Origin of the sequence: Hyphomonas sp. UBA4505, assembly GCF_002388685.1 — a bacterium.
GTDB lineage: Bacteria > Pseudomonadota > Alphaproteobacteria > Caulobacterales > Hyphomonadaceae > Hyphomonas.
The window spans coordinates 721,568-747,195 of record NZ_DGMZ01000012.1; the positions used below are offsets into that span (position 1 = coordinate 721,568).

Annotated in this window: 20 protein-coding genes and 1 pseudogene; 12 read left to right on the forward strand and 9 right to left on the reverse strand. The window is 57.4% G+C overall.

Annotation, left to right across the window (positions count from 1 at the left end; genetic code table 11):
* The first annotated feature begins 146 nt into the window (after positions 1-146).
* From B3527_RS12575 to B3527_RS12590, 4 genes are all read left to right on the forward strand, one after another.
* Positions 147-2,507 carry an EAL domain-containing protein gene (locus B3527_RS12575; protein WP_290480093.1) on the forward strand — a complete coding sequence of 787 codons (2,361 nt, stop codon included), beginning with the start codon at positions 147-149 and terminating at the stop codon, positions 2,505-2,507.
* Between the two features lie 309 nt (positions 2,508-2,816).
* Positions 2,817-4,073, forward strand: coding sequence for a site-specific integrase (locus tag B3527_RS12580; RefSeq protein ID WP_290480825.1), 1,257 nt, complete (start codon positions 2,817-2,819; stop codon positions 4,071-4,073).
* A 184-nt stretch (positions 4,074-4,257) separates the two neighbouring features.
* A complete protein-coding gene (locus B3527_RS12585) occupies positions 4,258-5,814 on the forward strand; it encodes a Fic family protein (protein ID WP_290480095.1) in 1,557 nt (518 codons plus the stop codon).
* A 66-nt stretch (positions 5,815-5,880) separates the two neighbouring features.
* A complete protein-coding gene (locus tag B3527_RS12590; RefSeq protein ID WP_290480096.1) occupies positions 5,881-6,741 on the forward strand; it encodes a hypothetical protein in 861 nt (286 codons plus the stop codon).
* A gap of 72 nt (positions 6,742-6,813) precedes the next feature.
* Here the strand turns inward: B3527_RS12590 and B3527_RS12595 are convergent, their stop codons facing one another.
* The gene (locus B3527_RS12595; RefSeq protein ID WP_290480097.1) at positions 6,814-7,167 is read right to left on the reverse strand and encodes a hypothetical protein; all 354 of its coding nucleotides are present in this window, start codon (positions 7,165-7,167) and stop codon (positions 6,814-6,816) included.
* Positions 7,168-7,411: 244 nt separating this feature from the next.
* Between B3527_RS12595 and B3527_RS12600 the strand changes: the two genes are divergently transcribed.
* The 6 genes from B3527_RS12600 to mobF all read left to right on the forward strand — a co-directional run bounded on the left by B3527_RS12600 (position 7,412) and on the right by mobF (position 13,441).
* The gene (locus tag B3527_RS12600) at positions 7,412-8,185 is read left to right on the forward strand and encodes a hypothetical protein (RefSeq protein WP_290480098.1); all 774 of its coding nucleotides are present in this window, start codon (positions 7,412-7,414) and stop codon (positions 8,183-8,185) included.
* 673 nt (positions 8,186-8,858) lie between these two features.
* On the forward strand, positions 8,859-9,479 hold the full coding sequence (locus B3527_RS12605) for a hypothetical protein (protein WP_290480099.1): 621 nt from the start codon (positions 8,859-8,861) through the stop codon (positions 9,477-9,479).
* A gap of 466 nt (positions 9,480-9,945) precedes the next feature.
* The gene (locus tag B3527_RS12610; RefSeq protein ID WP_290480101.1) at positions 9,946-10,212 is read left to right on the forward strand and encodes a helix-turn-helix transcriptional regulator; all 267 of its coding nucleotides are present in this window, start codon (positions 9,946-9,948) and stop codon (positions 10,210-10,212) included.
* On the forward strand, positions 10,205-10,534 hold the full coding sequence (locus B3527_RS12615) for a hypothetical protein (protein WP_290480102.1): 330 nt from the start codon (positions 10,205-10,207) through the stop codon (positions 10,532-10,534). The genes B3527_RS12610 and B3527_RS12615 overlap by 8 nt, the downstream gene beginning before the upstream one ends.
* Positions 10,527-12,347, forward strand: coding sequence for a type IV secretion system DNA-binding domain-containing protein (locus B3527_RS12620; RefSeq protein ID WP_290480103.1), 1,821 nt, complete (start codon positions 10,527-10,529; stop codon positions 12,345-12,347). The genes B3527_RS12615 and B3527_RS12620 overlap by 8 nt, the downstream gene beginning before the upstream one ends.
* Entirely contained in the window at positions 12,347-13,441 is a 1,095-nt protein-coding gene (mobF, locus tag B3527_RS12625; protein WP_290480104.1) for a MobF family relaxase, read from the forward strand. The genes B3527_RS12620 and mobF overlap by 1 nt, the downstream gene beginning before the upstream one ends.
* 42 nt (positions 13,442-13,483) lie before the next feature.
* On the opposite strand, the gene B3527_RS12630 is transcribed toward mobF, so the two are convergent.
* Together B3527_RS12630 and B3527_RS12635 are read right to left on the reverse strand one after the other, a co-directional pair.
* On the reverse strand, positions 13,484-13,750 hold the full coding sequence (locus tag B3527_RS12630) for a hypothetical protein (RefSeq protein ID WP_290480105.1): 267 nt from the start codon (positions 13,748-13,750) through the stop codon (positions 13,484-13,486).
* 293 nt (positions 13,751-14,043) lie between these two features.
* Positions 14,044-15,180, reverse strand: coding sequence for a Fic family protein (locus B3527_RS12635; RefSeq protein WP_290480106.1), 1,137 nt, complete (start codon positions 15,178-15,180; stop codon positions 14,044-14,046).
* A 181-nt stretch (positions 15,181-15,361) separates the two neighbouring features.
* Here B3527_RS12635 and B3527_RS16940 point away from each other — a divergent pair.
* A pseudogene (locus tag B3527_RS16940) lies at positions 15,362-15,601 on the forward strand (phage integrase central domain-containing protein); the annotation flags it as partial.
* Between the two features lie 199 nt (positions 15,602-15,800).
* Here the strand turns inward: B3527_RS16940 and B3527_RS12640 are convergent.
* Together B3527_RS12640 and B3527_RS12645 are read right to left on the reverse strand one after the other, a co-directional pair.
* A complete protein-coding gene (locus B3527_RS12640) occupies positions 15,801-16,124 on the reverse strand; it encodes a DUF736 domain-containing protein (RefSeq protein WP_290480107.1) in 324 nt (107 codons plus the stop codon).
* Positions 16,125-16,428: 304 nt separating this feature from the next.
* Positions 16,429-16,980, reverse strand: a complete 552-nt coding sequence (locus B3527_RS12645) for an antirestriction protein ArdA (protein ID WP_290480108.1) — start codon at positions 16,978-16,980, stop codon at positions 16,429-16,431.
* Positions 16,981-17,569: 589 nt separating this feature from the next.
* Between B3527_RS12645 and B3527_RS12650 the strand changes: the two genes are divergently transcribed.
* Positions 17,570-18,409, forward strand: coding sequence for a DUF3883 domain-containing protein (locus tag B3527_RS12650; protein ID WP_290480109.1), 840 nt, complete (start codon positions 17,570-17,572; stop codon positions 18,407-18,409).
* A 55-nt stretch (positions 18,410-18,464) separates the two neighbouring features.
* Here the strand turns inward: B3527_RS12650 and B3527_RS12655 are convergent, their stop codons facing one another.
* From B3527_RS12655 to B3527_RS12670, 4 genes are read right to left on the reverse strand one after another with little or no spacing between them, the layout of a single operon-like run.
* Positions 18,465-21,611: a type I restriction endonuclease subunit R gene (locus B3527_RS12655; protein ID WP_290480110.1), complete on the reverse strand. Its 3,147-nt coding sequence runs from the start codon at positions 21,609-21,611 to the stop codon at positions 18,465-18,467.
* Entirely contained in the window at positions 21,604-22,500 is an 897-nt protein-coding gene (locus B3527_RS12660; protein WP_290480111.1) for a DUF6615 family protein, read from the reverse strand. Before B3527_RS12660 ends, B3527_RS12655 begins: the two co-directional genes overlap by 8 nt.
* Complete coding sequence (locus tag B3527_RS12665; protein ID WP_290488454.1) at positions 22,497-23,705, reverse strand: restriction endonuclease subunit S; 1,209 nt, start codon at positions 23,703-23,705, stop codon at positions 22,497-22,499. The genes B3527_RS12660 and B3527_RS12665 overlap by 4 nt, the downstream gene beginning before the upstream one ends.
* Positions 23,698-25,317, reverse strand: a complete 1,620-nt coding sequence (locus B3527_RS12670) for a type I restriction-modification system subunit M (RefSeq protein WP_290480113.1) — start codon at positions 25,315-25,317, stop codon at positions 23,698-23,700. The genes B3527_RS12665 and B3527_RS12670 overlap by 8 nt, the downstream gene beginning before the upstream one ends.
* Positions 25,318-25,628 lie beyond the last annotated feature (311 nt).

A 25,628-nucleotide genomic window follows, 5' to 3' on the forward strand; every position in this document is an offset into this window, starting at 1 on the left:
GGAAACGGCAATGGTAACGGAAACGGAGATGGGTCGGACGATTTCGACGGTGACGATGGTGATGATGGTGACGACGATCGGGACGACGACTAATCACTGTGTCCAAAAGTCCGAAACTCTCCGCCGTCTATGATCTTTTTTGGCGAATGCGCGGGTGCCTGATTGGCTGCCTGACCCTGGTGGTATTCTCTTTTTCCGGCGCTTCAGTATCCCTCGACAACAATCTCGCGTCTGCACGGATGAATGCGCTGTCGCTCGCGCCAAGCGGCACGGTCACGATCGTCACGATCGACGCTGAAAGCATCAGCAAGGCTGGCGAATGGCCATGGCCGCGCGAGCGTTTCGCACAGGCACTGGACAATCTGAACGCCGCCGGTGCTGGCATGATCGCCCTCGACGTGGATTTCAGCGCCCGGTCGTCACCGGAGGGCGATGCGGCACTGGTTCAGGCTGTCCAGGACAATGCGGGCTGGATCGCCCTGCCGGCTTTCCTCCAGCGGGATTACAGGCAGTCAAATACTCCGTTTGGTGAACTGGCAGAGAACGCCGTCATCGCAAGTGTGAATGTGGAGCTTTCCCGCGACGGGCGCCTGCGCAAGTATCGTCGCGGTTTTGTCCATGAAGGAAAGTACATTCCCACATTGGGAGGCCTTCTTGCCGGAGCGGAGCCCAGCGATACACGCGCATTCATGATCGACTATGGTATTGATGCAGACCAGATAGATACGATCAGCTTTGACGATGTCCTACACAATCGGTTTGATCCCAAATTGATCGCTGGCCGCAGCGTCGTCATCGGTGCCACGGCACTCGAACTGGGAGACCTGCTTTCTACTCCGCATTCCCCTGCCATGCCGGGCGTCTATGTGCATGCGCTGGGCTATGAGAGCCTTGTTCAAAACCGAGCCCTGACCAGCCCGTCCAAACTTCCAATGCTCATCCTCGGAATGGCGCTGCTCATGATAACCAGTGTGGTGGCAAGACATACGCCGCTGCGACAGCTGTTCGGCATCCATGTTCTTGTGATGTCTTCCGTTCTTGTCATTCCGTTCATCATACAGAATTTCTTTCCAATCAGCATCAACACATCCAGTTTGATCTTCGCATTGGGATGGAGTTCCGCTGCGGGCATCTGGAATGCCTTCTCCAGGCACAAGCGCGCACTTCTCGAGCAGGAATCAAACTATCTGACCTATATGGCCGAACATGATTCCGAGACAGGCATGCCCAATCGTCGCTCCATGCTGGCCGCCCTGACGGACCTGCACAGAACAGACCCCGAGGCGAGCATACTCGTTGTCACATTCGGCATCAGGAGGTTCGGCGAACTACGCGGCGCGATTGGTTACACCAACGCAAAAACCCTGATCCGGTCGGCTGCCGAACGTCTCTACGAAACCGGCACAGGTCTTACACATTACCATTTGGGAGCATCTGTCCTCGGCACGCTAATCAGAGTGGGCGACCAGGACAGCGTCGACAAATGCATCGATGACGTTCGATCGGCGCTGCAACACACGATCGTCGTCGCCGGTCAGTCGCTCCATATCGAGCTCTCGGCAGGCGTCGCCATGATCGCAAGCCAGACCGACGATGAGGAGACAGCGTTGTCCCGCGCCTCCTTGTCATTGGACCATGCCCGACGGACAAGACGCGACCTGGTTCGCTGGGGAGAGGCCCAGTTTGAAGATCCCCAGCTCAGGCTCGCCCTGCTGACGGAAGTGAACGTGGGACTGGACCGTGATGAGTTCCACCTCGTCTACCAGCCCAAGATATGTACCAGAAGCAACGAAATCGTCGGCGTCGAAGCGTTGATGCGCTGGAACCATCCGGCCTTCGGTCAGATCGCGCCGGACAGCTTCATCACCGTCGCCGAGAAAACCGGTGCAATCGACAAGCTGACGCTCTGGGCGATCAAGCAGGCTATACGAGATCAATCGACGATGCGCCGGATGGGGGTAGATGCCGCCATTGCCGTGAACATGTCTGCTAGGTCCCTGCTTGAGATCGACTTCTGTCGGCAGCTCGCTGACACGATCAATCAGTCCGGCGCAACGATTGCGATCGAGATCACCGAAACGGCTGTGATGGAGCAGCCTGAACTCGCCATCTGCTCAGCGAATGCCTTCCGCGATGCCGGAATCAAGCTAGCGATTGATGATTATGGCGCAGGGCAATCCTCAATTGCATATCTCAAGCGTCTGCCGGCCGATGAACTGAAACTCGACCGGAGCATGATTTCGGATGTCCGGGACAGCCAGCGTGACCGCATGATCCTGAAATCCACATTCGATCTTGCACATGCGCTGGGCATGCGGGTGGTGTGCGAAGGTGTCGAGGATGAAGCCACTTATGACGCACTCAAGGCGCTCGGCTGCGATGCGATCCAAGGCTACCTCACGGGGCGCCCTATGGCAGTCGACAAACTGATCGCATTTTCTCGCAGCAGGCGCCTTCCCGCAAATCACCTGCTTCCCGAGCATTCACTGGCAGAGACCGGTACATGAAACGTATCTGGGGAGCGCACGCAGATAGGCGAGCGCTTGAGGGTATTGAATTTTCGGGAAGAGAGAATGGTGCCGCTAAGGTGACTTGAACACCTGACCCCCGCATTACGAATAGGTTTTTTTTCCTATGCGCAAGTTTGCGGACCTCTGAGCAAGCGTGATATTTTACAACTAAAACAAAGTGTTATAAGATATTAATGTCTGCGCGCGCTTGACTGCATTTGCGCACAATAGCGCCGCCCGTGCGGACATGGTGCGAGCACGAAACAGCCGCATGCAGATGAAAATATGGGAGGTATGAGCCGTAATATGTCGCCACGAAAACACAAGCTCACTCAGAATTTTATCGACTCAGTCGAACCAGAAGACAAGCGCTTTATCATCTGGGACACCGAGATCGCCGCTTTCGGTCTCCGGGTGATGCCAACAGGCGTGAAGTCCTTCATCATCCGGTATCGTATCGGCCAGGGGCGTCTGGCGCGCGAGCGCATGGTTACCCTCGGTAAGACGACTGACCTTCGGTGTGAAGCGGCACGAAGCAAGGCTAAGGACTTCCGGTCCGAGGCCCGCATCGGCCTCGATCCCGAAGCCGAACGCCGGCGCGACGAACTCGGCATCATGAAAGTGTCAGCCCTCATTGAGTTGTGGGGAAAGGAAGCCGCGCCTTTCAATCGCCGAACAGGCGCACCCCGCAAGTCGCAAAGGTACAATGACGACATCCGGCTGTTGCGGGTCCACGTGAACCCCATTCTCGGCAAGATGCCGATTACCGAGGTCAAGAAGCACGACATCGTTCGTCTGCGTGACGGGATCGCGACTGGCGCTACAGCCAAGAAGCAGAAAACGAAATCTCGTGGTATTCAGGAAGTCAAAGGCGGTATGGGCACCGCGCGTCGTACGATCGCGATGCTCAAGAGCGTCTTCGCCTATGCCCTGGATCTCGAACTCCTGGAAAAGAACCCCTGCCACGGTGTCCGCATTCCCCCCGGTGTGCAGCGTGAGCGATATCTCACTCAAGCTGAGGCACAACGGCTGGGAGAAGTCCTTTCCTCGTTCGAGGCGCGCGGCGAGGCGGCAAGCGCCATCCGCATCATTCGCCTCTTGTCCCTGACCGGCGCTCGCCGGGGCGAGATCATGGAACTGAGATGGTCCGAGATTGATTTCGAGCGCGGCTTCCTTCGGCTGGATGCCACGAAATCCGGCAAGTCTATCCGACCCATCTCAGGCGCGGCTCAAAAGCTTCTGTCTGAAGCGCCGCGCGTTCATGAAACCTGGGTTTTTCCGGATGCAAAAGGCACGGGCCCCTATCAGGGCCTCCCCAAGATCTGGCGCGAGGTGCGCGAGGCTGCCGGTCTGGAAGATTTTCGCATGCACGACCTGCGGCACAGCTTTGCCAGCTTCGGTGCAGCCAACGGGCTGTCACTCCCCATCATCGGCGCCCTGCTCGGCCACAAGAATACATCGACCACTCAGCGCTACGCACACCTTACCGACATCGCAGCAAGACAAGCGGCCAATGATGTATCGGACATGGTGGCGGCCGCATTGGGTGTTTCGACAGGATGAGTTGGCCCATGGAATGATTGGCTCGAATTCGCACAATTTTTATGCCTTTTTCGACGAATTGACTTCCTATGAGGCCATTATCGACGATCGATTGCGGTTTTCGACGTTATCGAGTAATTTTCCTTTTTCGACGATGCTGCAAAAAATCAATCATATTTCGACGTCAATAAGAGTTTTTCGACGCATGGCCTTCCTTTCAGACTCTCCCGCCAGCTTCCAGGACGAACTGCTCCCGGAAAACTCCGGCCTCATCGGATGGGCCGCCCTCGTGCACGGTCTCGGGCTTGACGCGCCTGTACGTGAGCCCGCCTGTGTCTCGTCTGGCCATATCAGCGGAAGTCAGCGGCACGAAGGACCCTGGCGGCTGTTCGACAAGAGATACAATCCGGGCGAGGATCCAATCGCCCACATAGTCTTCGCGCTCCGCAACGAGACATTCGACCTGCTGATTCTGAAGCGCGCATTCGATGCCCTCGGCCCGAAACCCCTTGAAGCCTATATTGCAAGCGCACCAACAGGCGTATTCGCCCGCAGGCTCTGGTTCTTCTACGAAGAGTTCACCGACCAGAAACTGGATATCCCCGATGCGCCAAGCATCGCGGCAATCGATGCGCTTGATCCCGGTGACTATATTACCCTTGATCGTCCGCATCTTTCGCAGCGCCACCGTGTCAGGGACAATCTTCTGGGTGGCAAGGGTTTCTGCCCGACCGTGCGCAGAACCGAGGCTCTGCAAGGCTTCATTGCCAGAGACCTTGCACACGCAGCGCAGGAAACCGTGGGCCAGACCGGCGCGCATCTGATTTCCCGAGCAGCCAGCTTCATGCTTCTGGCAGACAGTCAGGCGAGTTTTGCAATCGAGGGCGAACGTCCCCCGCGCAACCGTCTTGAACGCTGGGCCAACGCCATCAAGGAGGCTGGCAAGCGCCCATTGAACCAGACGGAAATCTATAGGCTACACAGAATTCTGCTGGGAGATGACCGATTCACCTCGGTCGGGTATCGTACTGACGGTGTGTTTCTGGGCGAACGCGACCACAATCAGGATCCATTGCCCGAGTTCATTGGCGCAAGGCCGGACGATCTACCGGGGCTGATGCTGGCCTGGAACACTTGCAACAACAGGCTGCGCCTGACGGACGTAGATGCAGTCATCCAAGCCGCCGTCATTGCGTTCGGCTTTGTCTATATTCACCCGCTCGAAGACGGAAACGGGCGCCTGCACCGCTGCCTGATCCATCATGTTCTGGCCGAACGTAAATTTGCCCCTGCGGGCATGGTGTTTCCGGTCTCCAGCGTCATGCTCGACCGGATCGACGAATACAGGGCAACACTGCAAGCCCACTCCGCTCCGCTGATGCCATTTATTGACTGGCGCGCCACGCCTGAGCGCAATGTCGAAGTGCTCAATGACACGGGCGATCTCTATCGCTACTTCGACGCAACAGAGGCGGCAGAGTTCTTGTATGCCTGCGTCCAGCGAACCATCGAGACCGATCTCCCAAGGGAAATCGCCTATCTTCGAGCCCATGATGACGCTGAACGTAATATCATGAACCGTATCGAAATGCCGGACCGTCTGGCCAAGGATTTCATCATGTTCGTTCGGCAGAACAACGGCCATCTGTCCAAGGCGAGACGTACAGGCGCTTTCGCCAGTCTGGCCGATGCAGAAGTCGCCGAACTGGAGGAAATCGTACAAGCCGCATTCGCGGACTATTCTGCAGCCGCATACGATTGATCCCGTCAAAAAAGGGCCGAGACGGCCCTTTTGGCATCAATCGTGCTTCGGCAAGGCTCTACACTGATGGAGTCGGCCATTCCGAAGCTCGCACTGTCACTTTCCGAAGAAGCCCGGTTTTCCCGGCTCGCAGAGCTGGCAGAATTGCTTGAATCGCTGAATGTGGGAATCAGCGGTGACAGGGTGATGCAGCTTCTTGTGTCTGACCTCTTTCTCGGCGTGTTCGATCCACCCGATATCGAGCCTGTGCATTCCCGGTATGGGCACGCGCGGTTCCGAAACGCGCAGACAATCGCAATTCCTGACCTGTCTGTGTTCGATGCAAGATTGCTCTGTGTCCGCTCCAGCGCGATGGCCGATTTCGACTACAGATATGCGACAAGCCGGGATGTCGCTCTGACGCTACATCAAGTCGGGGCGCTTCCGATGGACACGCCCAAGCATTTGACCAGGGAAGCGGCCGCAGAAGTCTGCGCTGCTCTGGCTACTCTCCCAATAGAGCAATTCAGCGAAAATGCGCGCAACTTGCTCGATGGCGTTCTGATTGAGCGGAACCGCCTCATGCACTGGTTCGAGATCGCAGGCCTGATGTCCGCGCCAAAGCACCCTGCCAGCCGCCAGTTGCCCGAATACGAGACTGCCGCCAACTGCAACGAGCCACAACGAGCAGTACCATTCATGGTGGCAAGTCCGCCTCCGGTGCGCGGGCGACCAAATTCCGATCTCTGGCCGCGGATCCAGGAACTGGTAACCGAGCTTCACCGCGCCAACCCTGATCGATACAACAACGAAATCGCTTCGACCGTGCATGCGACACTCACTTCCGAGTTTCCCGAGCAGGAAATTCTTGCGCTCTCGACGATTGTTCGACAAATGAAGCGGCTTCGGAATGCTGCCAGGTCAGACTCGACCACCCGTCAGGCGTGAATGTCACGATTGGAGTGTGCCCGCCACTCAACGGAGGAAGCATGACTGGAAGACTTTGGCCCAATGTGGACTCTACCGCGTCCAGTGTTCCAGCGCCCAAGAGAAGTCGGGCAACTGGCCAATGAGCACACTTGGAATAGACGATTGAGAGCGCGCGCTTTCCAATTCGCGCGCGTCATCGCTGACCCAATGAGCAAACCCGTCATTGATCCAAGAGCGTGGAGGCATGCTCGCCCGCTCGTAGAGAAGACCAACAAATCGCTCGGCTATTTCCCGTCCCCACGCGAGCGCTGCCTCACCGTCGTCGGCTGAAATCCAAACAGCCCAGCTCGACTCGAAGTCTGTGCCGTCGCGCTCGTTTAAAACGTGTTCGGTAGGGCTCTCAAAGCCGAACATGAACAGGAATGGCTGTGCTGCGTTTGCCATTGGCTCGCTCTATAGTCTTGGCAGGACGTCTGCAATCGGCGAGATTACGCCTGAGCGATCAGCCGGAGTGAACGACCGGACTGGATCGGCTCTACCATTTAGGAGCTGGACGGCGACATGGTAGAGTTGGCCCCAATTTGCCGTTCGAAAGAGGCTCTAGAATGTCAGCTCAAAATTGCTAGTCTCGGCAAATTGAAGACAGGTGGAGGACCTCATTCGAACCGCCGACAAAAGGAGATTGGGATTGACTGACCTGACTTTGAAACAAGCGCTCATTAACTGGGACACTCTTGCTGCTTATGGCGGCATTATCCGCAATGATTGCAGCGTTGTGCCAGACTTCGGTCCCTTCCAAACTCAAGAAAAAGATGCAGAAGGCCGTCGGGTCGCCGGCTGGCTTGGCGCGCTTGGTCCGTCGATCTCCTGTGTAAACGATGTTCCGACCTCGATCATGCCACGATGGCTCGCGAGTCTTACGGATATAATGGATGAAGGCACCAGCAATGATAGATGGATGGGCTTCATGGTTCGCTATCGGGCCGTGCTGGGTCGTATGGACAGTTTGTCCCCCCAAGCCTCCGATCGTGCACGTGATTACATGCTAATCCGCGCGCTTGAAATCGCTTTGCCTCACGATAAAGCAGATGTTGTTCAGCCAACGATTACCCTACTGCATCGCCGGTTAGGAGGGGAGGAAGTGGCGGCAGAAATGAGCAAGGCGGCGGAGTCCGCACGTGCGGTGAGGGCCGACCCGAACAACGCCAAGGACAGCTCTGGTTTGCAGTGTGGGTACGCTGCGGAAGCCGAGTCAGCGAAGGCTGCATTATGTGCGGCAAACGCGAATGTGAGGTGGGCAGCTAACGCTGCGACGGCTTCGGAGGCGTGGGGGAAATCCACATTCTCATTTGGGAGGCGGCAGCTAGCATCAGTGCGGACGGCGTGGGATGAGATCACCGATGCCTGTCTCAGTGCGTTGGAAAAGGAGTTGGGATTGCTGGGCAATCCTGCTCACGGTTGATCCATTACGACGCCCAATCTCAGTCTGGTGAGATTGGGGGAACCATGCAGTGGACAAAGAAGCGCAGTGAACTTCCTGCAAGTGGCGCCGAAACGTTCTGCATCTAAGTCAGTTTCCAACCTTGAACCGCCAAGAACGAAGACTAGCCAAAATCGAACAAGAGATCACCCCGTCGTTCGGGGGGGATGATTCCATCCGAAACAAGGACGTCAGCGAAGTGCTGTTTCATATTTTTGTATTCGGTCTCGAAATGCAATTCGTCAGCACACGGTGAGGTGAATCCTGTAATGGAAATCCTCTCTGCTAAGTTTTCGTCTGGTGCCTCGGGCAATGTGATCCGAATACTAATATTCATCGGCTGATCTTTCTAATTCAAGTTTCTCAGACAGCTAATGTTTAATTCTGGCTTTTCAATATTTGGGAGCGTTGCGCCTCGGGTAACTCAGTCGCGGAAATAGCTGCATTCGTTGTTGTTTGAAGCCCGGACAGTCGCCATATTGGTTTGGCTCATTGTTGTAACGCACTCACGATTTCCGACGCAGTCTAACCGCAGGGTGACGAAGGCTTTAGCAGCTCGACCTGACCCTAAGCAACCGCACGGTGCATTGATGCTCGAAATGCACTACGTTTAGAAAGTCGCATTCTGCAGGGGAAGTCAAAAAGGGCCACCCATTTGGCTCAGGATCGGATCAGGCAAATAGCGAAGAAGGAATTCCACGACCCTGCGGAGGTGTTGCGTCATTTTCGATCTATCGAGCTTGAGATGGCGAGGCATCGCGAAGCCGGCACAATCGATATGCCTCACAAGGCACATGCCCTTCGCACCAATGATCTCAAGAATTCTCGCGAAATGCGACAAGCGGCATTGTTCTGCTATGGAATGTCGGTTGCGATAAACAAACCCGTACTCTTCTCGCCTGAAGAGCGAGATGACTACGATTTTGTAGCTTCATGGTTTGATGGAGACGCGCAACATTTTGCTCCCGTGCAACTGAAAGAGCTGGTTCCAGAGCATCTCAACTCTCGTCAAACATTTGAAGCATTGCTGGAAAAAGCGAAGCAAAAATACACGAACTCTGACGACCTGACGCTCGCGATTTATTTGAATCGAGTGGGGCGTTTCGATCCTGGCGAGGTGCGTATTGATCGCGATTTGAAGCTTGCAGGAATTTGGGCGTTTGGCGGAACTTCGCCTGATCAAAGCAAGTTTGGGCTCTGGGGTGACCTTCTGCACGATGAGCCGTGTTTAGGAATCGAATTCGAATACCCCAAATCTTTGGGAATCGTTTTTTAGTTCTGCGCCGTAGGATGCACAAAATACACTTTGCCCAGGTTCAGGCATTGGCGCGATACGCGCGGCGTCCCGAAATTGGCGGGTATCACTGCACTCAACTTGACTTACTGTTACGTCCACTATCGGCGATATCCGGCCGGATTCCGTGTTGCCTTTGAACGACCGGAAAGGGACGCACACCTGCCTCTTGACCTCGGGGGCGCTTCAGTGGTCTGACTTCCGCTATTTGTTGTCAGGTGCCGGAATCCGGTGTCAGTCTTTCGAGGATTGGAGAGTCGAGTTTTCTGGAATCACCAGTAGACTGACTCTCGCGTTGCGCGAGTCGCCAAAACTCCTCTCCTCGCGTTGGGCGAACAATTGCAGATAAATGCGCAAGTTGGCTCCATATTGATCGATATCTTTCGCTTTTTTGCCTTCAAAATCCGTGCTGGCCTTCTTCTTACTCGCAACGAGAGGAGTCGCGTTCATGTCCAGCCACAATCACAACTTTCCAGATCTGGAAGAGATTCTTCAAGGCAATCCAGGCTGGCTTGACGAGGCTATCGACACCCCTTCCGTCAGTCAGCTGACGGGTGTCCCCATCTGCACCCTGACCACCTGGCGCAGCCGGGGCGGCGGACCACGCTTCTTGAAACTTGGCAAGAGTGTGCGCTACCGTCGCCGCGCCGTCCTGTCCTGGATGTCGGACTGCGAGGCACCTTATATCGACCGCGACGGGGTGATCCATGACTGAACCAACCCGCCCCTTGTCCATTCGCCTTGCAGTCAAGGACATCGACCATCTCGCCGAACGCGCCCGTCGCATTTCCGGTACACCGACCGGGGTGGCCCGTGAACTCATTCGGTCCGGCCTGACTGACGGCGACCCGTTCACGCAGGCCGAACGACTCCTGAAAATCGAACGCCGATTGGCGGTGCTGTCCCAGGATCTTCGGGGAATGATGACCGCAACCGATGGGCATTCCCATTCACTCGAACAGATTGAAACCATGTTCGACGCGCTGCTCAAAGCGCTCGGCGGCGAGGTCGAACCTTTGGAGGCACGTCATGCCTAGTATCAGAAAGCTGCTTGCCGGCACTGGCTGCATTCTGGTTCTGGCGACATGGGGCTTCTACGAAATCGCATTTCTGAGGATCACACCGACCTATCCGCTTCCATCCGGTGAAATCATTACGCTTCATCCCAGCTACATGACCGGTTGCGGGAAGGCAGAACTGTTTGCCCGTCTTGGCGTGGCGCAGGCGCAAAACCAGAAGGCATATTGTGATGAAGTCCTGGGCTCAGCCGGCATTCGAGGCGCGGTCCATTTGCGATGGGGGATATTTGCGGCGGGGGTCTTTGCGACCGTGCTACTTTTTGCCTCCGCGTTGATCGCCCTTCGCTTCGAAAAGCCGGCACCCAAAGTCGTACGCGGTCCCGTGCGCCTGACCGGGAGAAAAGCATACGCCGCGATAAGAAAGATAAGCAGAAAGGAGATCAGGCAGACCGGTGCGGGGATCGACTTTCCACCCGGCCTCCCCATGAGCCGAGACCGGGAATCGCGTCACTGCCTGACATCCGGGTCTGTGGGCTCCGGCAAAACCCAGACCATCCAGCACATGATCCTGGAAGCCATGCGCTGGGGCGACAAGATGCTCATCCTCGACACCAAGGGCGACATGACCGAACGCTTGCCGGGCAAGATCACGCTGATTGCACCGCAGGACAAGCGATCAGCGGTCTGGGATATCTCAGCCGATTGCGTCACCAAGCAGGACGCGCGGGAGCTGGCGGCCCGGTTCATTCCGAAAAGCAGCGACCCGATGTGGGCAGAGGCTGCCCGCGAGCTGCTCGTTGCCTGTATTGTCGGCCTCCAGCATGAAATGCCCGCCACCTGGTCGTGGGGCGATCTCCATGCCCGCGCTCTGCTGGGTGCCGACGCGTTGAAAGACATGGCGCTCGCCCATCATCCGGCCGCCGCGCAGATGATCGGCGATCCGTCCAGCAAGACGGCCATGTCCATCCTGACCACGTTCAAGGCACATATTCATGTGCTGGAAGCCATGGCAGAAGCCTGGAGCGCAGGGGATCAGGAAAAGTTCAGCGCTGCGAACTGGCTGACCGATCCCCACGCCACCAATCCTGTCATCCTGCAACGCGACGGGCGCTACCCCCAGCTGACCAATGCCTGGATCGGCGGGCTGGTCAGCCTGTTGTCATCGCATGTCTGCAGTCCTGCATTCAGCGAAAGCAGCCAGCGCCGCATCTGGCTCTTCCTTGACGAGTTTCCGCAACTCGAAGCGATGGATGACCTGGCCGCCTTGCTAGACCTCGGGCGATCGAAGGGCGTGTGCGTGGTGCTGGCTGCTCAGGATACATCCCAGATCCGCATCAGGTATGGCCGCGACCGGACCAATGCCTGGCTGTCGATGATCGGCACCCACATCATCGGCCGCATGAATCCCGGTGAAGGGGCCGAGGATATCAGCCGGGCCATCGGCATGCAGGAGATAGAAAAGGAAGCACGCAGCAAAAGCCATTCCGGCGGAAACAGTTCGGTCAACATATCGACCGAACACTCGCTGCGTCCGGTGATGACGCCGAGTGAACTGTCGTCGCGTCTTGGCCGTAAGGGTCGCAAGGTCCGGATGCTGGTGCTGGGCTTCGGGGAAGACGTGTACGAAATCGAGCTGCCGATCACGATCCTTCCCTCCCAGCGTCCGGCGAATGTACCGGCTGACTGGACCCGGCCCAATCACGAACCTCTGGGCGCCAATCCTGCACCTGTTCGCCCTGCCTCACCGATCCAGCGGCCGCAAAAAGCGGGCCTGCTCTCGGCTGACGTCATTGCCCGCATTCGCAAGCCGAAGCCCGGAAGCATGGACTGATGGTCGCCTCCATCTCCGCCCGGAAATCGGTGGGCGCCGCCGTCAGTTATTTCAAGCACATGGCCCAGGACGAATACTATACCGGCAAGGGTGAGGCCGAAGCGGAAGCAGATGGCGAATGGGATGGGCGGGGCGCCGAACGCCTCGCCCTTGAAGGCCCCGTCTCGAAGGCAGACTTCGAAGCGGCCCTGAACGGCATCGACCCGAAGACCGGCGAACGCCTCACCCAGACCGGCAAGTCCCATGCGCCGGGATGGGACATGACGCTCTCAGCCCCCAAGTCGGTCTCGGTCATGTGGGCGCTCTCAGCTCCAGCCGATCGCAAGACAATCGACGCCGCGCACCGCCAGGCCGTTCATGCCGCCACCACACACCTTGAAGACCATCACGCGTTCACCCGCCGCGGCAAGGGCGGCGCGATCCGCGAGCCCGTCGCCGGGCTGACCATTGCCCGGTTTCATCATCACACGAGCCGCGATCTCGATCCTCAGCTGCACACGCACGCGTTCATTTTCAACACAGCCCCGCGCCGGGACGGAACCTGGGGCAGTCTCGTCAGCCGCGATCTCTACAAGGCCCAGAAGGAGGTTGGGGCAGTCTATCGCGAACACCTCGCCAACCGGCTCGAACGCGGCGGCCATGCCGTCGAGCGCTATGGCACAGGCTTTCGTCTGAAAGCCATCCCGCGCGACATCGAACGCGCATTCTCGAAGCGCAGGCAGGCGATCGAACAGGCCGCCGACACATACGGCTACCGGACGCCCAAAGGCATGGAACTCGCAGCGCTGCGCACGAGGCAAGCCAAGCGCCCACGGGAGCGTACGGCACTGTTCCAAGCATGGCAGGCAGAGGCCAGAACGCTCGGCTTCGATCTCGCCACATCGCGCCAACAGCAATTACAAACAGCGCCCCAACAACAACAAACGCCCGAACCGGGCATTGGCAATGCCACCAAATCCGCAAGCCGCGTCTTTACTTCAGCGAGACAAATGCTCACCGCAATCGCCGCCGTCTCGCGCGCGTCAACAGGCATGCCGGGCATCGCGGTAAACCTGCGTCAGAGACGGATTGAGCGGGAACGTGAAGCAGAATAGAAGACGGGATCACCTGCGCTCAGAGTAGATTTGCCGGACGGCTCAGCGGCGCGGAAACGGGATGATCCTGGCGTCATCAAGAAAAGCCTCCATCCCCTCTTCGGCAATCGTCCGTTCGAATTCCTCGAAGGCGGCTTCGTCGCTCTCGAACGGATCATCCCACACAATCGAGGTCCCGTTCTGGTTCACCACTTCCAGAGTCCATTCCTCTCCGTGCTCCAGACGCACGATGCACAATTCCACCGTCATTCCATTGCGCGTCACCCAGCCATTCCGGGACGAGAAGACAAGGTTGGGATCGCGTTCCATGAGGATTCTCCAAGCTGGCCGGGGGCCTTTCCGCCCGCTCCTAAATAGCTCGCCCGTTCCCGTCGCGAAACCTGAAAATGTGCTGCTTCGCATTGTACACGGCGACAGGCCCAATTGCGCTGGTAACTTTTGCGCCTAACCTGTTCGCTCCGTAATCGCCCTGCACACCATTCGTGTACAGGATAAGCGCGCGAATTTCCCTTCTGCAGTGGGTGTTTCAAACAAAATCGCTCGCGATTTGTCAGCATCGAAGGTGCATGGGGTGTGACACCCAACTCTATACCGAAAAGCGTCTAGTCAAAAACTATCGGTCGTATCAAGTCGATCAATGGATCGATGTTACCTTGATCCGCATTTTTTAGCGCCGAGTAGTAGTCCGCGCCTTTATTGAGTAAGGACATTTCTGCGCGCTGAAATAGATCAAGGCATTGTTGCATCAGAACTGCACGTGCAACACGTCCGTTTCCATCCAAAAATGGATGTATAAGGAGCAATCTGGCGTGGAACTTAGAAATCGCCCTAAGCTTGTCATCAGGGTTTCGAAGTCCGGGATATTCGTCAACCCAAGCTTTGCAGAGTTCTTCCAAACCTCCTTTTATGTCCTGTGGTCTCATGGGTTGAGCTAGCTCAGTGCTTCGTCCCTTTGAAGTTCCTAACCAAGCATCTTCAGTGCGCAATTGACCCACCGAGCGTTTGGGCAAATCAAAACATAGCAGTCTATGAAATAACAGAATATGCGCGGGAGTTAGCTGAACTGAAATGCTGGACCAAGAATCACTTTTCACGAAAGAAGAAACCGATATTAGATCAGCGGTGGGTGGGGCCATTGGGGCGGATAGTTTGAATGTTCGGACGATATCTTCCTGCCCAGCGCTCATGCGCTCGATAGAAGCTCGCAACAGCAGCAATTCACGCGTGTGAGCGGTTAGCGCTTGTGCTGTTTGCGAATCAGATTGCACTGCCCAAGAAAGCTGTTCCTCCAAGGTCATTGGGATCGATAGATATTGGATACGGACGCCATAGCCATGCGGTGAATCGAGTAAATTTTGCAACTGCTGGAGATGGATAAGGTCGGCTTCTTTACGTAGATCGGTCGCGTACTTCGTAAGCGTCACTCTCTGCTTTGCCGTGAGAGTTTGATTTGTCACGAAAACGAAGCCGCCGTACTCGTTTGTAGCTCCCGCTAGGTCGGACAAGTATTTCTTTTTAACGGCAGAGAAGGATTTGGGCCCGCCAGGAAAAAAGACAGCGGCCACCCACCGAACTCCACCCTTAATACAAACGATATCCTTTTTCCCGTCGGGTCCGCCGAGCGGATTTTGAGGATCGATCTCCTCATACCCTGAGAGTTTCAGTGCAGCAGCAGCTAGTCGTTCCGACTTCGTCGAACCATCTCGCCAAAACGACAACCGCAATTCCGTATCGTTCATCCGCCAATCACCCTTCGTAGTCGAAAGCAACAAATAGCATGAAGCTTTGTCGAGTCATGTCGAATAAGTACATGTTCCGTTTAAGGTCACTCACTCACCGACTATCTACCCGCCGCAGTTCAGCAGTGTCGCAGAAGCGGCCTCGCCAAAGCAACGTTCGACGTGATCGCCGCCGATTTTTGTGGAAGAACGAGGGGCTCACCGAAACCTCCCTCCCGAAAAAGCCTGGCTCCTCTACTTCGCAAGGGAAGAACTGGGCATCATGCCCTGCTCTGGCATCCAGCCGCGCAACGTCCTCACCTTCCTGCAAACAGTCGAGGCGAAAAGCGATTATGAAACCGCCAAGTGCCTGCGCGCCACGATTGGGGAAGTCTTGCGCTACGCAGTCGCCACCCTGCGCGCCGAGACAGATCCGACACCGGTCCTGCACAGTGCGTTGATCTCGCGGAAGGTGCGCCACATGCCAGCCATCTTCGATGCGCCCACGTTCGCGCGCGTCGCCTGGACGATCTGGACCTATGAAGGCCGAGCGCGTCGAGATGATGAACTGGTGGAGCGAGCACGTCGTCCGAAACACGAATGCGAGGTGACGGCTCCTCTGGGAGCCGTCACCAGTGCGATCAGTCCCTGGGGTTCCAGAGGAGCACGTAGCGCCCCTTCTTGCCCTTCACAGGCGCCAGGTTCGCATAGACCTTGCGTGGCCCGATATTCGGATCGGCGAGCGTCAGCGATACATAGTCCTTGCCGCTGGATTTTGCCTTGACGATCCAGCCGCCGCCGATCTCGGTTTGGATCTCGCCTGCGAAGATGCGGTAGTCGGGCTGGGTGTCGACTGTCTTGTCCGCGTTCTTCTCGATCCGGATGGGCGCGGTAAGGTTCATCATCGCGAGGGCGCCTTCGAAGCCGGTTTTGGTTTCGCTGACGTAGCCGAGTGCGTTTGCCATGGGATGTTTTCCTTTTCGTTTGCGTGGCTGCCGACCCGGGCCCGATTGTCCCTGTCGACGCCTGACCAGAAGGACGGCGCGGCCCGGCCCTGAACCCGAAAGGGGCAAAGCGAAGCGGCGCACCGGCAAGGCCCCGCGAATTTGGATCGCGATGAATGCGCGGAACGCGCAGAGGACATTCGTGGGGACGTCCGGTTTCAGGGCCGGGCTGCGCCGTCCAGGTCAAAAGGCAAGAGACAGGGACAGGACGGGCCAAAAGGCTGCCCGGCGAAAGGGAACACAAGGCAGCCCCGGGCGATCGCCGTCACCGGTTCCAGAACACGTGCACTTCATCGAAGCCAAGCGTGATGGTGAACACATCGCCATTCAGTTCCAGATCGCGGCCCATGGCTTCCCAGTCGATATAGTATTGCAGCGCGTCAGGAATCTCCGGACCGTTCTCGCGTGTGATCTCTTCGGCAAAGTCGGCAAGGGAGCGATATTCGCCCGCATGATTGTCGAATGCGGCGCGGGCCTCGTCCAGGCTGTTCCCGAAATGGCCATATAGCCTGGCGCCAAGGCGTCCATGCTGCTCTATGAAATCGGCAAGCTCGCACACCGTGTCGAAACTCGCCCATTCCGAAATCGTGCATCCCTCGAACCCCTCATAGTCGTGAATCGCGTGCTCTTCGGCATCGGGCTCCGGCGAGGCGGCGAGCATCGCGCGCACCTCCTTCCAGACCTCGTCCGGCTCGGTCGCATCGATCCATCGGCCATGCAGTCGCCCGCCATTATAGGCAGCAAGGCATGCCACATAGATTCGGGGGCGGCCTGCCCGGCAAGGTACTGCCGGTGCGGGTGTAGCGCTGGTGTCCATATCATCCTCCTTCCCGCCCTGTCGCTTTTCCCGGGAAGACGGGATGGGGCGGCGGAAGACGCGTCAGCCAGCGCGCATTAGGACTGGCTGCAAGGGGAACAGGTAGGACGCCACACAGAAACAGACGGCCCTCCAAGCCCGCCCCCTTGCGGGCAGGCCGCGCGCTGGCATACGCGCCGTCCGCCCCGGACCGGCATTCCGGAAATACTCACCGATGCCTTCACACGATCCTGCCGGTGTTCCCATCGCGCCTACGACCCCCTCTGCCCCGCAGCGAGGAAGCGCAGGCGCGGCGACAAGTCGGTGAGCCCCCGCAGCGCGCCCCGCAGCGGCGTGACCGGAGACGAACCGGGCCGGAGGCGGTGCTCATATCAGGCAGGCGGACGTGATCGCCGGACGAAAGGTCGGTGTCTCGCCCGCCTGTCGGCCGAAGGTGGGCCGGGCGATGTCCGGCAGCAGCAAGGCGATGTGCGCACAGCCTCCGAACAGCCCCCTCCCCAGAGGGGCGTTCGCGTAAATCAGTCCCTGGTATATCTTGTTAGAACCAGATTAGATGTGTGCCGCAGTGACATGATAGTGGACACGCAGAATGAGTTCGGAAGATCGTACAGGCCAAGACTGGAACAAGAAAGAAGTCGACCTGATCGTCGCGGACTATTTCGACATGCGCGATATGGAGCTTCGCGGTGAGCGATATGTGAAATCGCAGCGCAATGCCGCCTTGCAATCTCTCACCGGACGATCACGCGGATCGATTGAGTTCAAACACCAAAATATCAGCGCCGTGCTGATGAAGCTCGGTGAGCCCTGGATATCAGGCTACAAACCGATGATGAATTTCCAAACCGCGCTCATCGAAGGCGTTGAGCGCTTTATCGAAAGTCAGACCGGGCGCGTCATTCCATTTCCTGTTCAAAAGAAGGGCGTGGCAGATGCCGCACAACTCTTCCTTGAGCAAGCACCCGACATGACACAGGGCGAAGTCGAAGATGACGCAAGTATCAAGCGGCTTATCCGCAAGTTCGACCCGGCGGCGCGTGATGCGCGCAACCGCGAACTTGGTAAACTAGGAGAGGCGCGCGTGCTCGCATCCGAGCAGACCCGGCTCACCAGCGACGGCAGAGCTGATCTAGCCGACAAAATCCGTTGGGTTTCAGAACTCGATGGCGACGGAGCGGGTTACGACATTTTGTCTTTCGAGAAAGACGGCAGCGAGCGATACTTGGAAGTTAAAACTACGGTCGGGTACAGTCGAACACCGTTTTACCTGTCACGAAACGAGATTCGTTTCTCACAGGAACGCCCAGACGGGTTCCGGCTCTTCCGGCTCTATGACTTTGCCAAAGCGCCAAAGGCATTCGTTATCGAACCTCCGCTTGAACATCGCCTCGTACTCGAACCAACGAACTATCAGGCTTCGTTTGGATGAAAAGCGGTTCGCATGGAGCACCAATCAGTCGGCAGGGTCCTCGACGACGCACCCGCTACCGGCCAACCTCGCGGAGGAGAATTTCTGCCTGCGCCAGAACCGTCTGCACGGCCTCATCAGACAGATCCGGGGGATACCCATATTTCTTCAGGATGCGCTTCACAAGAATACGCATTCGGGCGCGCGCACTTTCCTTTCGGTGCCAATCAACAGTGGCATTCGAACGCAAATTCTCCAGAAGCTCATGTGCAATCACACGGAGCCGTTCATCACCCATCGCCTCAACGGCGCTCTCATTCTCGGCAAGGGCATCATAGAAGGCGATCTCTTCAGGGCTGAGGCCCAGATCCAGTCCGCGTGACTGCGAGGCCTTCAGGTCTTTGGCAAGCGCGATCAGCTCCTGAATCATTTCGAGCGCTGATATGGCGTTGGCGTGATACCGGGCCACGGCATCCTCCAGTCGCGCGGAAAACGTTCGGGCCTCGACGTGGTTCGTTCGCGATCGCGCTGAAATCGCGCCGTTCAGAAGCTTCTTCAACGCTTCCAGCGCTAGGTTCTTCTGCTTCATCCCCGCGACTTCAGCGAGGAACTCATCCGACAGGATGGAAATATCAGGCGCATTCAAGCCGGTCGCGCGAAGAACGTCCACGATCTCCGACGATGCGACGGCTTGGTCAATCAACTGCTGGACGGCGAAGGCGCGATCATGCGCTGAAAGCTTGCCTGTGACCGTCTTTTTATTGAGCGTTGCCCTGACCGCTTGGAAGAAGCCGACTTCATCCCGCACGGTCGCCGCGTAGTCGCTTGCCGCCGCCAGCGCGTAGGCCTTTGACAGGTTCAGAACCAGGTCATTGAAGGCGCGGTGCGCTTTCTTCTTCTCGGCATCATTGGCGGCTTTTCCGGCCTCAACCTCCTGCCAGCGCAGCACCCAGTCCAGGGCACCTGCCAAAGCCGCGAGCTTCCGGAGCGGTGTGCCGTGGATGCCTTCCGAATAGTCGAAGCCATGGAACACGAGACTGACGCGTTCGTAGTATTCCTGAAGCGCCGCGACGGCGTCTTCTTCATCAATACCCGTCTTCGATTTGTCCGAGTCGCTGTAATCGGCGAGCGCGGTCCGAAGATTCTGGGCGATCCCGATATAGTCAACGATCAACCCGCCTGGCTTGTCCTTGAACACGCGGTTCACCCGCGCGATCGCCTGCATCAGGCCATGCCCGCGCATTGGCTTGTCGACATACATCGTATTCATGCAAGGCGCGTCGAATCCTGTGAGCCACATATCGCGCACGATGACGAGCTTCAGGGGATCGGACGGATCACGCGCCCGCTTGGCGAGTGCGTCGCTACGCCTCTTCCCGCCTATATGCTGTTGCCATTCCAGGGGATCGGACGCGGCGCCGCTCATCACGATCTTGATCGCGCCGCCTTCGTCATCCTCTGAATGCCAGTCGGGCCGAAGCGCAACAATCTCATTGTAGAGCGCAACACAGATCCGCCGGCTCATGCAAACAGCCATCGCCTTTCCGTCGAGCGCTTCGATGCGCTTCTCCAGGTGCGTTACCAGATCGGCGGCGACCTGCTGCAACCGCTCATGCGAACCAACAAGCGCTTCCACATTGGACCATTTCGCCTTGAACTTCTCCGCCTCGCTGAGCGTGTCATCCTCCGTCAACGCCTCGATCTCGGCGTCGATCAGCGGCTTCTTGTCTGCGTCAAGTTCAATGCGGGCGAGGCGGCTTTCGTAATAGATGGGCACGGTCGCGCCATCTTCCACGGCACGGGAGATGTCGTAGACGTCGATATAGTCACCGAAGATCGCGGGCGTGTTGACATCGCTACCTTCAATCGGCGTTCCCGTGAATCCAATGAATGAGGCGTTCGGCAGGGCCTGGCGAATATAGTGTGCATAGCCATAGCGCTTCACGCCGGTGTCCGCGTCGATCCTCGCGGACAGGCCATACTGGCTGCGGTGGGCTTCGTCGGCGATGATGATGACATTCCGGCGATCGGTGAGTAGCGGGAAATGCTCCTCGCCGGGCATGGGGGAAAATTTCTGAACGGTCGAGAAGATCACACCGCCCGCCGACGTATCGAGCAGGCTTTTCAGGTCTTCCCGGCTCGTGGCCTGTTTCGGCGCCTGGCGGATCAGATCGCTGCACAGGCTGAACGTGCCGAACAGCTGATCGTCCAGATCGTTTCGATCTGTCAGAACAAGCAGTGTCGGATTTTCCAGATCCCTCGCCTTGACGGCGAGGCCCGCAAAGAAGGCCATCAGGAAGCTCTTGCCAGAGCCTTGCGTGTGCCAGATCACGCCGATCTTGCGATCACCGCCCGGCTTCACCGCTTCGATCGTTTCGCGCACAGCCTTCTTCGCGCCGTGATACTGGTGATAGCCCGCGACGATCTTGAACAGGCCCTGATCGCCCGTGCCGAAGACGGTAAAGTCGCGGATCAGATCGAGGAACACGCGCCTGTCGAACACGCCGCGCAACAGCGTATCCTGTTCCGGCGTGCCGGGCGGGGCGTAGTCCTCGCCGGTCACCGTGCGCCATGGCATGAAGCGTTCTTCATTCGCCGAGAGCGAGCCGATGCGCGCTTCCATTCCGTCGGAGGTGACGAGAACGGCATTGGTGCGGAACAGGGACGGCACCTGTTCCTTGTATGTCTGGAGCTGATTATAGGCCGATGTCAGCGTCGCGGATTGAGAGCCGGGATTCTTCAGCTCCACCACGGCAACGGGCAGGCCGTTCAGGAAGCAGACGAGATCGGGGCGGCGGGTCCGCTGGCCCTCAACAACGGTGAACTGGTTTGTCACCAGCCAGTCATTGGCCGCGATCGTGTCAAAATCGACCAGCCAGACCCGGTCGCTTTTCACGCTTCCATCGTCTGCGCGGTATTCAACGCCGACACCATCCGTGATCAGCTTATGCAGGCGGCGGTTCTCTTCCAGCAGGTTTGGCTTGTCCGTGTTCAGAACCTGGCGCAGGGCTGACTCGATCGCCTCATCGGGCAAGCCCGGATTGATCGCGCGCACGGCAGAATCGAACCGGCGCGTCAGGATCGTGTCGGCAAAACCTGTCCGCTGCGGCGCCGCGCCGTCTGGCGAAATGGCGATACCATCGAGATAGCGCCAGCCAAGGCCCTTGAGCGTCTCAATGCCCGCCTGTTCGACATGGTCCTCGGAAAAGCCAGGGTTAGCCATCTCTTCTTTCCTCAGAACGCACGTCTATTATGATAGCGCCGCGCGGAGGCGAACTTGAGTCTCGACCACCGCTTTGTATCTGGGCGAGCAGATCAAGGCTTGTAGGCATCACGCCTTCCATCGAATCGATTTCAGTCGATTCTTCATTGAGCTCGGTCAGCAGAGGTATACCCAGAACACTTAGACTGGTGTCGCCCTGTGAGGCTGATGATTGGATTAGTTCGGCACTATCTTTGGGAAACCAGTCTGGTGACAACTTCAATTCGAGAGTGGAAATTCTCGAAACACCAGGACTGTAAGTAGCAAATGTGGATCGCGTGTATTTATTGGTATCGATTAGGAAGTGCCAAGGTGCGCTGATCCTCTCGACGTCCTTGAACGTCGGCTTATGCAGCTTCTTCACTTTTCGCGCGTCCGCCAACAGGCAGCCCGCCTCATAAGAGGCAAAGCGAATTGAATGAGTAGGATTCAACCATTTGGCCCGGTGTTGCTCTGCACTATAGAAGCAATACAATGGCATCATGGCATCTTGCTTCGCAGCTGAGATTAGCGCGTCTATCTGTTTCAGTTTCGCAGTTTTTGATTTTCGGTGAAGACCGACCAGCTGGCCTGATTTGTTGATTCTTTTTGCCTGAATCCGCATTCGGATCGTCTTCACATCTCCGATGATGTTCCATTCCCAATCGGTACCGTTGTCCGCTTCTGTCTTCTTGGAGAATGTCCGAATGCTGATGCGCTCGGGATGTCGTCTTTGGAGCGCTAGCAGGTTTGTTTCCGTTATCGTTTCCTCACCAAAGCTGATCTCCACATCATCCCGGTAAGCAAAAGCCAGCCCACGCGAAGTCGCATCCCCCAAGTCAAGAAGAGTAGGTACGAGTTGCTCTATCAACAGAATGCCCCGCTCCGAATCTCACCCGACATCAGTTTGGGGAGGAGGTAGTCGCGGGTTTCTACCAGTTCGCTTACCTCCTTTACAGAATGCCAAGTCTTCCGCTTCATCGGCCGGACTAGTTCTACAAATGCTTGAATGAGGTTCTTTCCTGGGTCGATCAAATCAAAATCTTTGATGTCACCGGATGATAGACTTGGAAAAACAGAACCTGTTGTCTTCTCCAATAGACGATCCATGCTCTGTAACATTGCCGTTTCGACGTATTCCTGATCGTCCTCTCTTCCTCGAATCGAGGCAACACCTCGCCCAAGGCAGTACTCTGCGTCCGCGAAGGCGTGACGGCCAGTGGTCGATCCGCGCACACAGACAATCAAATCACCACGCTTTGCAAGCTTGTTTGGTGCGGTCGTCCACTTAACCTTTCGGAGAAAGAAATCGCCATACTCGACAGGACCATTCACAAGCGGAACTCCGATACCTTCCCCATTGTAGGTAGAGCCGGCTGGAGAGTTCCCCATAGTCACGACAGCCAAGCTGTCCAATGGCACGAACTTCCACGCTTGCGGCAACTCATTGTCGTCAAGCGTATCGGGGAAGAGCGCGGCCAGGGCGGCGGCTTTCGCAGAGCGCTCGATCAGGCCGCCGAGAATGGCGGTGGGATCGGTTTCGCCTTGCATCTTGCGGTGGACGGGGCCGAAGTCGACGAACCAGTCCCTGAAGATCGCCTGCGCCATCGCCTCCAGCGTCTCATTCGTCCGCCGATTCAGTTCGATCTTGTCGTCGATGGAAGAAAGCACACCAACTATTGCCTTTTGCGTGTCCTGATCGGCAATAGAAACAATTGCTCTGTGCACATCATTGCGGTTTACGCCCGGAACACCACTTTTGTCGTTGAAAGACTCCCAATTCAAACCTTGAAGAAAATAGTAGATAAAGCGGGGATTGTTGCCCTTAAAATCACGAACATACAGCGTCGTATTGAGCGGCCAAAAATCTTCTTCAATATAAAATACTTGCCCTATCGTACCGTATCGCCCCGTGACTACACCCGGTCCAGAAACTTTGGATTGGTCGTGCGTATCTGATCGACCCGACGATGAAATAAGCGGGAACTCTCCGCCAGTTCGGAGTCTGCTCGGAAGATCGTAGCCTCTCTTCAGCTCGATAACATCACCGAGCTCACACTTGCGCCACTCACCCACCTTCACGCACCCCCGCCAGCGCCGCCTCGATCTGCGCCTCCAGCTTTCGCCCTTCCGCAAACTGCTCTGCCAGCGTCGTGCGCAGTTCGGCGAACTTCTCCGCAAACGGAATGCCGTCATCCTCGATATCTTCCGCGCCGACATAGCGGCCCGGCGTCAGGACGTGGCCCTGTTTCGCAATGTCGGCATGGCTGACACTGGCGCAGAAGCCCGGCACGTCTTCGTAAGGCGTGAGCCCGTTTGCCGCTAGCGCCTCCGGCTTGCAGCGCCAGGCATGATAGGCGCCGGTAATCTTCGCGATGTCTTCAGCGGAAAACTCCCGCCGGGTGCGGTCTACCATCGTGCCGAGCTTGCGGGCATCGATGAACAGCACTTCGCCGCGCCGGTCGCGGTGGCCATTGGCAGACTTGTCACGCGCCAGGAACCAGAGGCAGGCCGGAATCTGGGTTGAGTAGAACAGCTGGCCCGGCAGGGCGACCATGCAGTCAACCGCGTCCTTCTCGATCATCCGCTGGCGGATCTCGCCCTCGCCGCTGCTCTGCGAGGACATGGAGCCATTGGCCAGCACCACACCCGCCGTGCCGCGCGGGGCCAGGTGGTGATAGATATGGGCCAGCCAGGCATAGTTGGCATTGCCCGCAGGCGGCGTGCCAAAGTGCTGCCAGCGCGCATCCTCTGCCAGGCTTTCATTCCACCAGTCGGAAATGTTGAATGGCGGGTTGGCGAGGGAGTAGTCGAACTTGAGATTGGGGAAGGCGTCGCGCGTGAAGCTGCCCTCATTGTTCCAGGCGATTTCGGCATCGATGCCGCGCACCGCCAGGTTCATCTTGGCGAGTTTCCATGTCGTGTGGTTGCGCTCCTGCCCGTAGATGGAGATCTGGCGCTTGGCCTTCTCGACATCCTTCTGATCGGCGTGATCCTCGATGAACTTTTCCGATTGCACGAACATGCCGCCCGAGCCGCAGCAGGGATCATAGACGCGGCCTTTATAGGGCTCCAGCATCTCAACCATTGTGCGCACCACGGAGCGCGGCGTGAAGAACTCGCCGCCCCGCCGGCCTTCAGCGCCCGCAAAGCCCGAGAGGAAGTATTCATAGGCCCGGCCCAGCAGGTCCGTCGACTGGCCATCCTTGCTGTGCATGCCGATGTCGGAGAACAGCATGACCAGATCGCCGATCATGGTCTTGTCGAGCTGCGGGCGGCCGTAATCTTTGGGGAGCACACCCTTGAGCGTGGATTCGTTGGCCTTCTCGATGGCCTCCATGGCCGCGTCGATCAGGCCGCCAATGTCGACCTTGCGATTCTTGCCGGTTGTCGGGTCCACGATCTCCAAATCGCGCGCACGGGCATTGGCCTTGAGATTGGCCCACCGTGCCAGTGGCGGCACCCAGAACACGCGCGCGGCAAGGTATTCCTCCGGGTCTTCAGGATCGGCAAACTCTTCGGCCTCCAGCCGGGCATGCTGAATGTCGAAAGCGTCTGAAATATACTTCAGGAAGATCAGCCCAAGCGCGACATGCTTGTATTCCGACGGCTCAAGATTGCCGCGCAACTTGTCGGCGGCCTTGAACAGCTCCGCCTCAAAGCCAAGTTCTGTTCCGTTCGTTGCCATGCCTGCCCTCTAATTTCGTTGTCAGGCTGGTTGATAAGCGCGTTTGGCTGGAATCGAAAACATCTACTTGGACAATGTCAGGCTTATTCGCACAAAATCGATACTGCCGCCGCAACTAAGGGCTGATCTGTTCGACGTGTGCAAGCCATGGAGATAAGGCTATAAGATCGATTCATTTCGCCCAGATGAATCTACACCACTTATTTGAACCGCCCCCAGTTTGCCGGAGGCTCCTTTTCTTGAGAGGCTGGGTCAAAAAATTCATTCCAGCGCTCGCCAGCAGTCTCGCTTCCTGAAGCCCACCAGCCTTG